General features: G+C 63.3%; 16 protein-coding genes. 3 read left to right on the top strand and 13 right to left on the bottom strand.

Annotation, left to right across the window (positions count from 1 at the left end):
* Positions 1–90 precede the first annotated feature (90 nt).
* The 9 genes from recF to LZ518_RS10410 form a co-directional block, all read right to left on the bottom strand.
* Positions 91–1,155, bottom strand: coding sequence for a DNA replication/repair protein RecF (recF, locus tag LZ518_RS10450; protein WP_249915934.1), 1,065 nt, complete (start codon positions 1,153–1,155; stop codon positions 91–93).
* A 13-nt stretch (positions 1,156–1,168) separates the two neighbouring features.
* Positions 1,169–1,492, bottom strand: coding sequence for an antibiotic biosynthesis monooxygenase family protein (locus LZ518_RS10445; RefSeq protein ID WP_249915933.1), 324 nt, complete (start codon positions 1,490–1,492; stop codon positions 1,169–1,171).
* Entirely contained in the window at positions 1,489–2,244 is a 756-nt protein-coding gene (locus tag LZ518_RS10440; RefSeq protein ID WP_249915932.1) for a DUF2059 domain-containing protein, read from the bottom strand. Before LZ518_RS10440 ends, LZ518_RS10445 begins: the two co-directional genes overlap by 4 nt.
* A gap of 47 nt (positions 2,245–2,291) precedes the next feature.
* A complete protein-coding gene (gene dnaN / locus LZ518_RS10435) occupies positions 2,292–3,395 on the bottom strand; it encodes a DNA polymerase III subunit beta (RefSeq protein ID WP_249915931.1) in 1,104 nt (367 codons plus the stop codon).
* Between the two features lie 163 nt (positions 3,396–3,558).
* Positions 3,559–4,131, bottom strand: a complete 573-nt coding sequence (locus tag LZ518_RS10430; protein ID WP_249915930.1) for a fasciclin domain-containing protein — start codon at positions 4,129–4,131, stop codon at positions 3,559–3,561.
* A 79-nt stretch (positions 4,132–4,210) separates the two neighbouring features.
* Positions 4,211–5,599, bottom strand: a complete 1,389-nt coding sequence (locus tag LZ518_RS10425) for a hypothetical protein (RefSeq protein WP_249915929.1) — start codon at positions 5,597–5,599, stop codon at positions 4,211–4,213.
* A 77-nt stretch (positions 5,600–5,676) separates the two neighbouring features.
* Positions 5,677–6,942, bottom strand: a complete 1,266-nt coding sequence (locus tag LZ518_RS10420) for a spinster family MFS transporter (RefSeq protein ID WP_249915928.1) — start codon at positions 6,940–6,942, stop codon at positions 5,677–5,679.
* 22 nt (positions 6,943–6,964) lie between these two features.
* Positions 6,965–7,834, bottom strand: a complete 870-nt coding sequence (locus LZ518_RS10415) for an alpha/beta fold hydrolase (protein ID WP_249915927.1) — start codon at positions 7,832–7,834, stop codon at positions 6,965–6,967.
* A gap of 52 nt (positions 7,835–7,886) precedes the next feature.
* Entirely contained in the window at positions 7,887–10,226 is a 2,340-nt protein-coding gene (locus LZ518_RS10410) for a TonB-dependent receptor (RefSeq protein WP_249915926.1), read from the bottom strand.
* A gap of 109 nt (positions 10,227–10,335) precedes the next feature.
* Between LZ518_RS10410 and LZ518_RS10405 the strand changes: the two genes are divergently transcribed.
* Positions 10,336–11,004 carry a TetR/AcrR family transcriptional regulator gene (locus tag LZ518_RS10405; protein ID WP_249915925.1) on the top strand — a complete coding sequence of 223 codons (669 nt, stop codon included), beginning with the start codon at positions 10,336–10,338 and terminating at the stop codon, positions 11,002–11,004.
* Here the strand turns inward: LZ518_RS10405 and LZ518_RS10400 are convergent.
* Genes LZ518_RS10400 through LZ518_RS10390 form a run of 3 tightly spaced genes read right to left on the bottom strand, consistent with a single transcriptional unit; the run spans position 11,001 to position 13,426 of the window.
* A complete protein-coding gene (locus tag LZ518_RS10400; RefSeq protein ID WP_249915924.1) occupies positions 11,001–12,167 on the bottom strand; it encodes an aminotransferase class V-fold PLP-dependent enzyme in 1,167 nt (388 codons plus the stop codon). The genes LZ518_RS10405 and LZ518_RS10400 overlap by 4 nt on opposite strands.
* Positions 12,164–12,931 carry a tryptophan 2,3-dioxygenase gene (locus LZ518_RS10395; protein ID WP_249915923.1) on the bottom strand — a complete coding sequence of 256 codons (768 nt, stop codon included), beginning with the start codon at positions 12,929–12,931 and terminating at the stop codon, positions 12,164–12,166. Before LZ518_RS10395 ends, LZ518_RS10400 begins: the two co-directional genes overlap by 4 nt.
* Positions 12,932–12,967: 36 nt before the next feature.
* Positions 12,968–13,426 carry an outer membrane protein assembly factor BamE gene (locus tag LZ518_RS10390; protein WP_249915922.1) on the bottom strand — a complete coding sequence of 153 codons (459 nt, stop codon included), beginning with the start codon at positions 13,424–13,426 and terminating at the stop codon, positions 12,968–12,970.
* 104 nt (positions 13,427–13,530) lie between these two features.
* Between LZ518_RS10390 and LZ518_RS10385 the strand changes: the two genes are divergently transcribed.
* Positions 13,531–14,046: a ubiquinol-cytochrome C chaperone family protein gene (locus LZ518_RS10385; RefSeq protein ID WP_249915921.1), complete on the top strand. Its 516-nt coding sequence runs from the start codon at positions 13,531–13,533 to the stop codon at positions 14,044–14,046.
* Positions 14,043–14,570, top strand: a complete 528-nt coding sequence (locus LZ518_RS10380; RefSeq protein ID WP_249915920.1) for a DUF177 domain-containing protein — start codon at positions 14,043–14,045, stop codon at positions 14,568–14,570. Before LZ518_RS10385 ends, LZ518_RS10380 begins: the two co-directional genes overlap by 4 nt.
* 36 nt (positions 14,571–14,606) lie before the next feature.
* Here LZ518_RS10380 and ssb read toward each other — a convergent pair whose 3' ends face one another.
* Positions 14,607–15,104: a single-stranded DNA-binding protein gene (gene ssb, locus LZ518_RS10375; protein ID WP_249915919.1), complete on the bottom strand. Its 498-nt coding sequence runs from the start codon at positions 15,102–15,104 to the stop codon at positions 14,607–14,609.
* Positions 15,105–15,106 lie beyond the last annotated feature (2 nt).

The raw sequence follows: 15,106 nt of genomic DNA, 5'->3' as shown, positions 1-15,106 counted from the left end.
GGGCCGGGACCTCCTTCGGAGACCGATCACGCCGCTTGCAAGGCGTCTCGTGTTGCAGTGCAATATAGAGAGAAAGTGAAGAAAGTCCAGTCAGACGGCGGAAATTGTACCGGCCTCGACATGAAAACGGGTCGCGCGGGTGATTCCGTCGAACAATGCCGCCTCGGTCGCGGTCATCCACACTTGCCCGTAACTGGCCAATCGGTCGAAGAGCGCAGCGCGCCGGTCCGGGTCCAAATGTGCCGCCACTTCATCGAGCAGCAGGATCGGCGGCGCGCCGCGACGCACTGCGACCAATTCGGAATGAGCCAATACCAGCCCGAGCAGCAGGGCTTTCTGCTCGCCGGTCGAACCACGTGCCGCGGGTTGGTCCTTGGCGATGTGGGTGACGATCAGGTCATGCCGGTGCGGTCCTTCGGTGGCCCTGCCTGCCGCTGCATCGCGGCTGCGGTTGGCTCTGAGAACAGAGCCCAGGTCGCTGTTTGCCCATCCCTCGAGCGCCAGCGCGCCGCGCGGATAGTTATCGTCCGGCAGCATCGTTATCGACTCGGTCAACGCCGCAACCGTCCGCGCCCGCGCCTCGCCGACGGCAGAGCCATGTTCGTCCATCTGCGCTTCCAGCGCCGATAGCCAATCGGGGTCGGCGTCGAGTTCATCGTCGAGCAGCTTGTTCCGCGCCCGCATCGCCGCTTCGTAGCGCGCGGCATGGTGGGCATGACCCGGTTCCAGCGCCAGCGTCAGCCGGTCGAGGAAGCGGCGGCGCCCGCCAGCGCTGTCGGTGAACAGGCGGTCCATCGCCGGGGTCAGCCACAGTACGGCCAGCCGCTCGCCCAGCGAATTGACCGCGGCGGCCGCGCCATTGATTCGCACCTGCCGCCGGTCAGGCGACGCGGTGCCGGTCCCGGTACCGATGTCGGTCTGATCGTCTAGCCGCGCCGCAACGGCAAATGTGCCGGAGCCGCCGCTGCGCGCCATCTCCGATATCGGCACCTGCCTCAGGCCGCGGCCGGGCGTCAGCAGCGACACCGCTTCCAATATGTTGGTCTTGCCCGCGCCATTGGGACCGCTCAGCAGGACGAATCCGTCCTGCGCGTCGATCAGCGCGTCCCGATGGTTGCGGAAGTCGGTCAGGCTGAGGCGGGTGACGGCGGCCATGGGCGGTTAGCGCTTAGCCGCGCTGCTCGCGCCGGTCGATGACTTCGAAATGGGCGGCGTGGCTGTCGAATTTCTTCAGCACCCCTCGGGCCGCGGCCGGGACATGGCTGACCGAATATTCCTCGCCCACGAAGGCCTTGATCGCATCCAGACTGTCGAACCACATCAGCGTCTGGAATTCGACTTCGTCGCCAAGATCACGTCGCATCAGGTCGATATGCCGGAAGCCGGGGATCCGGCGCGCTTCGATAGCGGGGATTACCTCGCCCCGCACCACGCGCTCATAGGCGTCGGCATTGTCCGGTGTCGTCCAGCCGCGCCAGAGCCGGCAGATCATTGCCTGGGCGGGTGAGCGGCCATGTACCGCTTCATTGACTCTTCCATCAACTTGCCGAGTTCGGCGTCGCCCTCCGCATCCTCTTTATTGACCCAGTCCAGGGTCAGTTTCTGGGTTTCCGCGCCAAGGGCCTGGAACTTGTCGAGCTTAATCGACGCCATCAAGATCCACAGGTCGCCATGGTCCTCGGGCCCAATTTCCTTGACCGCCTTGGCCTTGGCCGCATCGGTCATCGCTTTCATTTGCTTTTCATCGACCGCGTAATTGTCGTTCTTGATCATGTCGGCGAACATCGGTGTCGCATCGGCGCTTCCATACATGGTCCGGATGAGCTTTTGCCCGGTCTGCGATTGGAAGAAGCGCATCACTGCCTGGGCTTCATTTTCGGTCAGCCGGCTGACATAGAGCTGCTCCAGCGCTGTCCAATATGAGGGGAGGCCGGCCTCAAGATGGCGCCGCATGGCCGGCTCGATCTCGGCCCAAAGAGCGGCATAGATCCCGGGAAATTCCGTCTCCAGCTCCCTGGCGGTCTCATCAAGCGTCGGCAATGCGAGGATCACCTTGCGCGACTGCCCGACTTCGGCCGGCACCATCAGCTCCATCGGCGCAACGACCCTGGCCAGCGCCGCGGCGGTCGCGCGGCTGACATCTTGCGCCTGACCCAATTGAGTGGTTGCAGGCGGGGTCTGGGCATGGGCGGACCATGGCCCGCCGGCCACCAGCAAGCCCAGTGAGAACGCCAGCAATTTCATCCTTATTCCCCCGGATCAGCGGTCGCGGCTTGGGTAGAGCCTGTCGATCAGACCCGCATCGGCATCAATACATAGAGTGCCGAGCTCTTGTCATTCTCGCGCAGCAGGGTCGGCGCCGCCGCGTCGGCAAGGTGGACCTCGACGGTGTCGCCTTCGATCTCATGGAGGATGTCCATCAGATAACGGGCGTTGAACCCGATCTCGAGCCCGTCGGCGCTATAATCGGCTGCCAGCTCTTCGACCGCCAGACCGTTCTCGGGGCTGGTCACGCTGAGCGTCACCTTGTCGCGGTCGAGCGCGATCTTGACCGCCCGGGTCTTCTCGCTGGCAATGGTCGACACCCGGTCGACGCCGGCCATGAAGCTCTTGGGATCGAGCTTGAGCAGCTTGTCATTTCCGGTCGGGATAACCCGGTTGTAGTCCGGGAAAGTACCGTCGATCAGCTTGCTGGTCAGCACCGCATTGCCAAGCCCGAAGCGAACCTTGGTCGGCGACAGCGAAATCTCGACCGTGCCTTCTACCTCGTCGAGCAGCTTTCTAAGCTCGCCGACGCACTTCTTGGGGATGATAATGTCGGGCATGCCATCGGCGCCCTCGGGCTTGTCGACCGTCACCCGCGCCAGCCGATGCCCATCGGTCGCGGCGGCCTTCAGCTTCTCGTCGGCGACATGCAGGAAAATGCCCATCAGATAGTAGCGGGTCTCTTCGCTCGAGATGGCGAAACGGGTCTTGTCGATAATCTGGCGAAGCGTCTGGGCGGGCAGCTCGAACCGGGTCGGCAGGTCCCCCTCCGCGATCACCGGGAAATCGTCGCGCGGCAGGGTCGACAGGTTGAACCGGGCGCGCCCCGCAACGACCTGCATCTTGCCTTCGGACGCAGTCAGCTCGACCTGGCTTCCTTCCGGCAGCTTGCGAACGATGTCGAAGAAGGTGTGAGCCGACACGGTGGTGGCACCGGCCTGTCCCACCTGGGCCGGAACGCTCTCGTCGACCTGCAGGTCGAGGTCGGTCGCCATCAGGCGGAGCGATCCGTCGTCGCTGGCCTCGATCAGCACATTGCTGAGGATCGGGATGGTGTTGCGGCGCTCGACCACCGACTGGACATGGCCCAGGCTCTTGAGGAGGGTCGCCCGTTCGATCGTCGCCTTCATTGTCGCCCCTTCGCGAGTGATTGATCTTGCGAGCGCGACGCCCCCGGACGTCGCTGGCTCCCAAGATCGTTATAGCGAGGCTGGACCCACGCGGAAGGGGTAATGAGCGTTTTGATACCGCTTGGGGCGGCAGCGTCTCCGAGCAACAATATCTGGTAGGCGATTAGGCCTTCTTGGCCGGCATCAATACGCCGTCGACGTGGTGAATCACGCCATTTGCCAAAGTCTCGTCGGCATTCGCCATGGTCGCCTTGTTGCCGGCGCCGTCGGTCAGCACGATATTGTCGCCCTCACGCGTGGCGGTAAGCGTGCCGCCGCCCATCGTCGCCAGCAGGGCCTTGCCCTTGCCGTCATCGATCGCCTTGCCGATGTCGGCCGCGAGAACGGTGCCGGGCAGGATGTGATTGGTCATCACCCTGGTTAGCTCGGCCCTCGACTCCGGCTTCATCCAGCTGTCGAGTTCGCCTTGCGGAAGCTTGGCGAACGCGGCGTCGTCCGGCACGATGACCGTGTAGGGCCCCGGCCCGGCCAAGGTCGAATCCAGTCCGGCGGCCTTGGCGGCCTTGAAGAAACTGCCATTCTGGTCGAGCCCGGCGGCAATCGTCTTGTCGCCGGCCTGCTTGACCGCTTCGCTGCCCTTGGACGCTTCGTCCTTATGGGCCTGATTCTGGCTGTTGCAGCCCGCCAGCGCCAGCACGCCGGCGGCGAGGGCGAGCGATAGTGCGCGCTTGTTCATTTCGAGATCTCCCAAAGCTTGTCGCGAAGCGGCTGGGCAAGGCCTGCCCAGCCACCCGCGTTCGATGTTTCCTGTAGTTTTAACCAATGGTGTAGGCGACGTTCCGCACCAGCCGGGTGTTCGGATCGACCGCGTAAATGTAGCCATTGTCATAGCGGTACCAGGCGTCCGGAGTGTCATAGTAGCTCGACCGATAGGCCAGCGGCACATTGTATGCGCTATAGCCCATGGGCAGTTGCTGCCCGACGGCCAGGCCGCCGGTCAGCAGCGCGGCAACTCCCGATATCAGCGCCGTGCCGCGGTCGACCTGATAGATCGCGCCGGGGGCGTAGCGATAATAATAGTCGTCATTGTCCGCGAAATAGCTCCGGTACGCATAGGGCACATTATAATAGCTGTAGCTGGCGGGCATGATCTGCCCGACGCCATAGCCATAATCGTAGGTCGGGATGACGTCCTCGACGAGGCCGGTCATGCAATCCGTTTGATAGACATAGCCGTAGCCATATTGGTGGCAGTCGTACGGCGAGTTCGGGTAGAACGCGCTGTAATAGGGCGGCTGATTATATGAGTTCACATAATAGGGATTGAGCGGCCGTCCGATCATTGCTGCGCCGAACAGCGGAATCAGCCCGTCGATGAAGTCGCGGTCGCGATCGACCCGATAGACATATCCTCCGCCATAACGGTAGTAATAGTCGTCGTCGTCGTAGAACAGGTTGCCGAACGAGCGCGGCAGCGGCGCCAATGCGCCATACCTCGTTGCTGCCACCAGCGGCTGGCCGATGAACCGGGCGGCCTGGCCCGGCGGCATGCAGCCATTGCCCTTCTTGGCCAGGCCCGGCGGGCAGCCGCCGACGCCATAGCCGAGCCGGCGCACGAACAGCTCGTCGCGGTCGACATCGTGGAACCGGACCACGCCCCGATCGACGTCCCGCACGCGGAACATCTTGTTGCCGCTGAGGTCGGCAATGCGATTGTCGTGACCATGGTGGCGGCCCTCGTTGTCGAAGCGTGCGGCGCGAACGCCGTGGTCGCCCCGGTCGACAAACCTCATCCGATTGCGATCCTGGTTGCCCTGGTGATTGTCACCCTGGCGATTCTCGAACCGCGCGTGGCGATTGCCCTGATTGCCCTGGTGGTTGTCGCCCTGCCGGTTCTGGAATCGTGCACGGTCGTTGCCGCGGTCGCGCCCGCGGTGGTCATTCTCGGCAACGCTTACCTGCCGGGCATGCGAGCGGTCATCGCCGCGATCGGCACGGGCCGACCGCATCTGACGGTTTTCGCCGCCGCGCTGGGCATGGGCCTGGCGGTCTCCGCCACCACGGCTTGAGCGAGCCTGTTTCTGGCCGCCGCCATGGTCGCCATTCTGGGCGTGCTGGGCTCCGCCATGCCCGCCCCTTTCGGCGCTTACTGGCGAGGCAATGGCCAGCGTAGCCGCGCCGGCGGCAAGCATCCATTTCATCATGGAATCTCTCCTTCTCAACCGTTCCAACGGCCAAAAAGAGGGTGCGTTCCGACGTTTATCGGGCGTTCAGCTTGGCGCTAGGCCTGCTCTTCGACCCAATCGTGCCGCAGCCGCCGCACGGCGAACAGCATCAGGATCGCCGCCACCACATAGAATCCGACGACACTTACGGCCGCGTAACGAAGGGCCTCGGTGCCGAACCGTTCCTTGAACGTCTCGGACAGGGCGCCGATCAGGATTGGCCCGACGCCAAGCCCGATCAGATTATTGATCAGCAGGAAGCATGCCGATGCGGTCGCCCTCATCGGCTGCGGGACGAGATGCTGGACCGCGGTGGTCACCGGGCCCAGCCACAAAATGTTGAGCGCGTTGGGAATCAGAAGCAGCGGCCATGCCAGCCATGGATCGGGTGACATCAGACCGATGGCGAACATCGGTGCGGTGATCAGCCAGGCGATGGCCGGAAGCCGGCCGTACCAGCGGCGGTCGCCCTGGCCCAGCCTGTCGGCGAGCCAGCCGCCCATGAACACGCCGGTCGTCCCGCCGATCAGGAAGACCGAGGCGAGGAATTGCCCGCGCTCGATCAAGGTGAAACCGAAGCTCCGCTCGAGCACGGTCGGTACCCAGGCCGCCAAACCATAACCGGCCAGCGAGCTGCAGGATGCGGCAAAGGCCATCAGCCAGAAGGTCGGCTTGCGGGCGATCATCGGGAAGGCGCGCGTCAGCGGCTCTGGGGTGGTATCGGCCTGTTTTCGCGGCAGGTCGCGGACCACCAGCAATACGATCGGGGCAAGCAGCAGGCCGGCAATTCCCATCGTCAGGAATGCGGCTCGCCAGTTTATCCAGGTTGCAAGATAAGCGCCGATCAGCGTGCCTCCGGCGAGCCCGAGTGGAACGCCGAGCGAAAATATCGCCAACGCCCGAGCGCGGCGCTGAGGCGGGAAATAATCGGCGATAAGCGCATAAGATGGCGCGACCCCGCCTGCCTCACCGACGCCGACGCCGAGCCGGTAAAGGAACAATTGGCCGAAACTGGCCGCGGTGCCGCATAGCGCGGTGAAACCGCTCCACACAGCGAGCGAACCGGCAATCACCCAGCTCCGGCGCGTCCGGTCGGCGATCAGCGCCAGCGGCACTCCCAATACGGAATAGAGGATCGCGAAGGCCAGGCCGGTGATCGCGCCGAACTGGGTATCGGTCAGCTTCAAATCGGCGATGATCGGCCCGGCGAGGATGTTGAGTATCGTCCGGTCGAGGAAATTGAAGATATAGGTGAAAAGAAGCAGGACCAGGACGATATTTGACGTCGACGGGGGCGCCGCCGCTGTCTGCTGCTGGTTCATGCCCCCATTCTCCCTGTGTTGTTCAGGGCACCGTTCGCAGGAACTGCTCGATGGCGTCAACCGCTTCCGGCTCGGTCAGCATGGGCGCGTGCCCAACATTGGGCACGTCGACGCGTTTCATCGTTGGGGCAATCGCCTGCATGCGATCGGCGATCTCGCGCGAAATCAGATCCGACAGTTGGCCGCGGATCATCAACACCGAGCGCTTGCGGGCCAGCCTTCGGAACAGGTAGCGGATCAGCCACAGGGCCAGTCGCGACGGTGGCTTGCTGATCACGCCCTTGATCGCCGGGTCGTAATCAAGCTCGGGACCTGAGGCCGCCTGCCGGAATGTGCGCTCGGCAAACCGGCGCCAATCCTCATCGCCGAACTTGGGAAATGCCACTGCGTTGGTGCGGCGGACATAGGCGGTCGCATCGTCCCAATTGCGGATTTTGATGGGGATGCCCGCATAGCCAAGAATCCGGTCGATACCCTCGGGCGCGATCACCGGGCCGACATCGTTCAGGATCGCCGCCGCAACCGCGCCGGGACGAACCGCCATCATCGTCATGGTGATGATTCCGCCCATCGACGTCCCGAGGAAAACTGCCCGCGGCAGGTCCAGCGCCGCCATCATCTCGACCACGTCGCGCGCATAGATTTTTGGCTGGTAGTTGGCGGGGTTGGAGTCGCGGTCGGATTGGCCGCGGCCGCGGACGTCGGCGGCAATTACCCTGCGGCCCAAGCCGGCGATGATCGGCGCGATGCCTTCGAAATCCTTGGAGTTGCGGGTCAGCCCGTGCAGGCAGATCACCGGCAGGCCTTGTTCGCCGCCTGCGGCGGCATAGTCGCGGGCATAAAGGTCGAGGCCGTCGCGGGATCGCCAGCGTCGTTCGGCAAATTCGGACATTGCACTCATCCGATCGGGTTGGCGGGGGCGCCCGGCGCCCCCGCCGGGGAGCCTAGTAACGAGCGGTCAGGCGAAGCGTGACGGTTCGCGGCGCGCCGTAATAGACGGTGCGTATGCCGCCGATGTTGGAAAACTCCTGGGCGTCGGTTTTGTAGGCCTTATCCCCCAGATTGCTGCCGTACAGGCCAAGCGCCCAATGTTTGTCCCCGGTCTCGTACACGATGCGAGCGTCGTGCACCCAATATCCCTTCTGGAAGAGGCCATCGATTTCATCGGTTGTGCCGACACCCGGATCGACGAAGCTCGAGTAGAGGATATAGGTGTTGTCGACCGCCAGGGCGGTGCGGCTCTTGTAGCGCGTCTGCCCGCCCAGTGTGATGGAGCCTCCACCACCCAGGCTGAAGGAATATTGCCCGCCGAATCGCATCGTCCATTTCGGGCTGAAGGCCGGAGTTTGGAATGCACGGCTATCGTCCGGGAAACGATCGTCGTCGAATTCCTTATAGTCCGCGTCGAGAAAGCCAATCTGCGTATCGAGCAGCAGGCCGTCGACCGGATTCCACGCGGCCTCCAGTTCGGCACCGCGAATCCGCAATTTGCCGACGTTGAGGACCTTGAGCAGCGGCGTCGGCAGCGTCGCGTCCGGCGCGACGTCTCCGATGCGGGCCTGGAAATCCTTATAGTCGGACGTGAAGACAGCGCCATTGACCGTCAGGCCAGCGACCGGCCGGCTCTTGAAGCCAGCCTCGTACGACCACGCCGTCTCGGGATCGTAAACGCTGGTTTCGTTGACGTTGTTGGCGCGGCCGTTGAAGCCACCCGATTTAAAGCCCTTGGCGACGCGCGCGTAGAGCATCAGGTTCGACGATGCCTGCCAGTCGACGCTAGCCATCGGCGACCAGTCGTTCCACTTGCCCTTGTCGGGCGAGAAGCTGAAGGTGGTGGCGAACAGCGAATTGATAAACGCGTTGGAATAGAAGGTGCTCGTCGTCCGGAAATAGTCCTTGGTTTCCTTCGTGTAACGAAGGCCGCCCGACAGCCGGACATCGGGGAAGATTTCATAGCTGGCATTGGCAAAGGCCGCGTAGCTCTTGGTGCTTAAATCGTCATCGACCGTGCGCAGGAAGCCGCTGTTGAGGAACAGGGCGCCGAGCAGGTCATCGGCATAGGCTTCCTGGTGCGACTTCACATGCTCGTCGAGATAGTAGAGGCCGAAGACCGCATTCAGCCGTTCGCCGGTGTACAGCAGCTGGAATTCCTGGCTGAACTGATGCTGCCTCACGCCGACGAACACGTCGCCAAGCTCGTAGGCGCTGGCGTCGATGTCGACATAATCGTCGGTCTTGAGGTTCCGGTAGGCGGTTATCGACTTCGCCGTCAGGTTGCCGGTCAGGTCGATCGCGGCGGTGCCTGAAAAACCATAATGCGTCATCTTGGTCGAATTGGGCAGGCCGGGTGTTGTCTCGCCCTTCCATTCATATTTGTCGCCATCGTCGACCGTATGGTCTTCGGGCAGCGGCGTATTCGAGAAAGTCTTGAAGTCGTTGACCGGGCGGCCGACGTTCAGGCTGGCATCGTCATGGCTGTAGTCGGCAGTCAGGTCGACACGGACCGAAGACGACGGCGTGAAGGCCACGGCAGCACGGCCGCCGACGCTGTCCTTGTCATTATATTCGCGGTCGTCGTTGCGATCCTCGACATATCCGTCGCGCGTTGCGCGCATGACCGCAAAACCTGCCGCCAACGTGTCCGAGACCGGGCCTGAAACCGCGCCCCTGAGCTCGAACTGCTTATAGGATCCGATTGCCAGGCTTCCCGTCGCCCGAAAATCCTGACCCGGCTTGCGGGTCACGAACTTGAGCGCGCCACCGATCGTGTTCTTGCCGTAAAGCGTGCCCTGCGGACCGCGCAGCACCTCGATCCGCTCGGGATCGAGAAGATCGAGCTGGTTGCCGCGAATGCGCGAATAATAGACGTCGTCGACATAGACGCCGACGGCCGGGTCGAATGTCTGCAGCGCATCGGGCTGGCCAATGCCACGAATATAGATGTTGGTGGAATTGGACGATCCGCGGCCCTGCACGATGTTGAGATTGGGGACGGCGCCTTGAAGGCCGGTTGTGTCGGTCGCTTGGATCCGCTCAAGGGTTTTCTCGCTGAAGGCGGAGATAGACGACGGCACCCGCTGTACGTTTTCACCGGTGCGGCGGGCCGTGACGATAATGTCCTGATCGGCGGCATCGGAGGTTTCGTTCGATGCAGTCGTTGCTTCCGCTACCGGCGGGGCATTGGGGTCGGCGGCCGGCTGGCCCTGCGCAAGAGCCGGGATACTGGCAAAGGCAGCGGTTGCGAACAGCGTGGCGCGAATCGCGGCGACGGTGCGATAAGACATTGATTCCCCTCCATTGGTCGGCCCCGCCGGATGCCCCCGGTCTAATGGCTTCAATTGGACCATAATGAAAGTTGAACCGAGTTTCAACTTATGAGAAATGCTTAACTCGATGAGGGCGGGTGTGGACAAGCGCGGCCCTGCGGCGGTAGCGGATGGTTCCGTGGGGCGAACGATCTCTCCGGCCAGCAAGGGCAAGGCGCCGCGGACAGCGCGCGGCGAGAAAACGCTGCGCAAAATCCTCGACGCAGCCTTGCTTGAATTTGGCCAGCGCGGCTTTCACGATAGCTCGATCGTCGGCATTACCAGCCGGGCCAAGGTCGCCCTCGGCACATTCTATACCTATTTCGACAGCAAGGAGGCGGTGTTCGCGGCGCTGGTCCGCGACATGTCCCGGCAGGTCCGCGACCATGTCGCGCCGGACATTGAAGGATCGCCCGACGAAATCGACCGGGAACGGCGGGCACTGGCCTCCTACCTGCGGTTCGTGTTCGATCATAAGGAAGTCTACCGGATCATCGACGAAGCCGAGTTCGTCGATCCCGCGGGCTTCCGGACCCATTATGAAACCGCGGCTGCGCGCATCGCCACGCGCCTTGAAGAGGCTGTTGCAAAGGGCGAGATGCGCGACGACGGTGCCCTCGCCACCGAAGTGCGCGCCTGGGCAATTATGGGAATGAACGTGTTCTTGGGGTTGCGCTTCGGCGTGTGGGGCCGCCAGGACGCGGACCTGATTGCCGCCCACGCCAACTCAATGCTGCGCAAGGGGCTGGAGCGCTAGGCCAGCTTTCGAACGGCGTCGGCCAGTAGATCGACGTCTTCCTCGTCATGATAGAGCCCGAAGCCAATTCGAAGTACGTTGCCGCGGACGTCAGTAACGATATTCTGGCGATCGAGCTGCGCGCACCAGCGCTGCGCCCGATCTTCGCGGAACGCCAGGAATCGGGCGTGCGGCCGACCGTCGATCGGATTGAGCAGTTCCGCCTCGCCCAATGCGGTGCCCGCCAGCCTTTCGATCAGCCGGGCCTGGAGATTGGCGACCCGAGCCGCCACTCGCTCGGTAGTAATTCCATTTTCCTCGAGCATCCGCTGGATCGCGACGAACCGGTATAGCGCCGATGGATCGAAGGTCGCGCCCATGAAGCGCATCGCGTCGCGCGTATAACCCACGCTGCTGCCCGGAGGCGCCGTTAGCTCGCCGAACTCGGCAAACCAGCCGGTGATCGGCGGCCGCCCGCCGAAGCCTGGCGGGCAATGCATGAACCCCATGCCTTCGCCAGCCATGGCATATTTATAGCCGCCGCCAAGCACGAAAGCCGATGACGCGATGACGGGAGAAATCGGGGCCCCAATCGCCATAAATGCGTGATAGCTGTCGATCACCACCCATGGCCCATCCGGCCGGGCCAGCGCCGCAAGCTCGGCGACCCGGTCGAATATCCGGCCGTTATTGAACAATATCTGGCTGACCAGGATCAGGTCGTGCTCGCCACTCCTCGCGGCCTCCAGGAAGCGAGCGGAAAAATCGTCGAACGGCTCGGCCTTGACCCGGGTCAGCTCAATCTCGCCGGTCTCGGCCCAGCGCGCCATCTGCCGCCGCGCGCTATGGAATTCGCCATCGCTGGTCAGCACCCTGAGCGCATTGCCGGCCCGGCGAGGGCTGGCGGCCGCCAGCCGGATCAGGAAATCATGCGTGTTGGATGCAAAGACGATCGCTTGCGCGTCACCGGTGCCAAGCTCGCCGGCGACGCGGGCCTGTGCCTCGGGCCAGACCTCGTCCATCACCTTGTCCCACTTGTGGTCGGCCCGCGTCGCGGCATCTTCCCAACATTCGACTTGCCCCTCGAAGCTGGCGTCGGGCCACAGATGATGGCTGTGCGCCGCGAAATGGAGCCGCTCGGGCGCCGCGCCGAGGCTCTTCGCGAACAGTGGTTTGAAACTCAAAGCTCGGTTCTCATCGACCAAAGTTCGGGGAACACGCGCTTTTCCAGCGTCCTGCGCAGGTAAGGCGCTCCGGCCGAACCACCCGTGCCGGGCTTGTTGCCGATGATCCGCTCGACGGTCAGCACATGCTTGTGCCGCCAGGCGACCAGCGCGTCGTCAATATCGATCAGCTTTTCCGCCAGCTCGTAAAGCTCGAACCAGCGGTCGGCGTCGCGATAGATTTTGAGCCAGGCAGCCGCCAGCGCACTCTCCGACCTGTCCCCGACGTCGAATCCGGCCCGCTCGAGCGCTCCGATGGCCGCCTCCCGAAGGCTGGGCTCGTCGAGCGCCCGCTCCAGCGTCGCCCGCTCCTTGCTGCCTTCAGCATAATGGCTGACGAAGTTCGGCTCCTTGAGGCCAAGACGAAATTCGATCTCGCGGAACTGCGCCGACTGGAAGCCCGAAGAGGTACCAAGCACGTCGCGGAATTTGAGGTAGTCGACCGGTGTCAGGGTAGAAAGCACGTCCCATGACAAGGTCATCACCGCCTGGATCCGCTTGATCCGCGCCATCGCCTTGGAAGCCTCGGCGAAGCGGTCCTCGGCGAGCAGCGAAATGGCCAGCCGCAATTCGTGCAGCATCTGCTTCATCCACAGCTCTTTGGTCTGGTGGATGACGATGAACAGCATCTCGTCATGCAGGTCGGACAGGGGCTTTTGCGCCGACAGCAAGGCGTCGAGCTGCAGATAATCGGCATAGGTCATGCCGTCGGGCGTCGCGGTCATGCGCCAGGACTTAGGCTGGCGCTCGTGCGGCGGCAACTATTGCTGCGGGCTGGATCCCGGCAAGCCCGGCTGCGAAATCGTGCCGATATTGCCGAACAGCTCCTCGAAGAAGCTGCGCTTGCGGCCCAGTGTCGGGGTCTTGTCGCTCGACGGGTCGACCTGGGCGATCAGCTCCTTGCCTGTCTTCTGGACCGAAGCGACGTTGCCCGCCTGGTCGAACTGGACCCGGAGCACGGTCTGCTTGGTCACCTTGGGATCGCGGAACGCCAGCTGGGTGGTGTCGCGCGACACATAATACCATTCATTCTGGTCAAACTGGCCGGTGAAGGTAGGCCGGCCGATGGTCCGCACCACCGAATCCTTATTGTCGACGCCGACCTGAATGCCGTCGGCCAAAGTCGGGTCGAGGATGAAGCCGCGATGATCGCGAATCCCGGAGCAGGCACTGAGCGCAATCCCCAGCCCGAAAATCACTGCAACACTGCGCTTGGCCATTTAAACAGTCTCCGTCGGTTCGCGCTTGTTCACTGGCGCGCCGAGGCTCAATATGCGTTAGCGTGCGGATCGCGCAAGCCGCTGTCGGCAAAAGGAGAATGGCGATGCGCTCATTGATGGCGATGTTGCGTCCGAAGGGAGCAGATGCCGGGGCGCTGTACAACGCCGTGGTGAGCGAGGCGCGCCGGCCGGCCTGGTATCGCGAAGGCGCGGTCGAAGACACGATGGATGGCCGATTCGCGGTACTTTCGACGCTCGCCGCACTGGCCATCCTGCGGCTTGAGGACGGGGACGAGGATGCCGTCCGGCAATCCGTCGCGCTGACCGAAAGCTTCATCGCCGACATGGACGCGCAGATGCGCGAGAGGGGCTTTGGCGATCCATCACTCGGCAAGCAGGTCCGCCTGCTGGTCGGCGCGCTGGCGACTCGAGTCGACTGGTGGCGCCGGACGCGGAGCGGCGAAATGGAGTGGAGCGATGCTGTCCGCTTCAGCATTTACCGCGACGACCCGCCTTTGGCGGAGGCCGCGGTGACTTTTTCCAGTGAGGCGCTTCGCCGGTTCAACGAGGGATTGAGCGGGTTCGACGACCGCGAAGTGATCGAGGGCCGGGTCGGGTGAGTGATTTCGGACAGCGCCTGCCGCTCGACCAGATCCGCGACGGCGACCGGCTCGACCTTAGCGCCGACACGGCCGAATGTGCCGCCATCGCCGATCGGCTCGGGTTGGTCTCGCTTTCCCGATTCGATGCCCATGCCATGCTGTCGCGCGACGATGGCAAAGTCCGCGCGACCGGTCGGCTCAAGGCCTTGCTCGAACAAAGCTGCGTCGCCACCGGCGAACCGGTTCAGGCTCATGTCGACGAGCCGTTCGAAATATTGTTCCTGCCCGAGCCCAAGACCGGGCAACCCGACGCGGAGATCGAACTCGACGCGGCCGAACTCGACACGATGTTCCACGATGGCTCGGCGATCGAGCTTGGCAGCGCGATCGTCGATTCGCTGGCGCTGGCGCTCGATCCCTATCCGCGCAGCGCGGGCGCCGATGCCGCGCTCAAGGAAGCAGGCGTATTAAGCGAGGAAGAAGCCGGCCCGTTCGCAGCCCTGGCTGCGCTCAAGGAAAAAATGGGGGGCAGTTCGCCTTAGAACGGATGTCCGATTTTGGCGGGTGCGGGGTACCCATCAAAATGGAACATCGTCATCCAGGTCGGTGTCGAACGCCGCCGGCTGCGGGCGCTGCTGAGGCTTGGAACCACCGCCGCCAAATGACGAACCTCCGCTGCCGGCATCATCGCTGTAACCGCCGCCGCCAAAGCCGCCGCCCGCTCCGCCTTCGCGGCTGTCGAGCAGCACCAGTTCACCGCGGAAGCGCTGAAGGACGATCTCGGTGGTGTAGCGGTCGTTGCCTGTCTGGTCCTGCCACTTGCGGGTCTGGATCTGCCCTTCGAGATAGACCTTGCTGCCCTTCTTCAAATAGCTCTTCGCAACCCGGCCAAGATTCTCGTTGAAGATTACCACATTGTGCCACTCGGTCCGCTCCTGGCGATTGCCGTCGCGGTCTTTCCAGCTTTCGGACGTGGCCACCCGCATGTTGACGACTTCACCGCCATTGTTGAGCGAACGGGCTTCGGGATCGGCGCCCAGATTGCCGACCAAAATCACCTTGTTCACGCCCGCCATGT

It is taken from the genome of Sphingomonas brevis (genome assembly GCF_023516505.1).
Taxonomy (GTDB): domain Bacteria; phylum Pseudomonadota; class Alphaproteobacteria; order Sphingomonadales; family Sphingomonadaceae; genus Sphingomicrobium; species Sphingomicrobium breve.
Note: the sequence above shows the minus strand (reverse complement) of the source record. Positions and strands in the feature narration are given on the sequence as shown.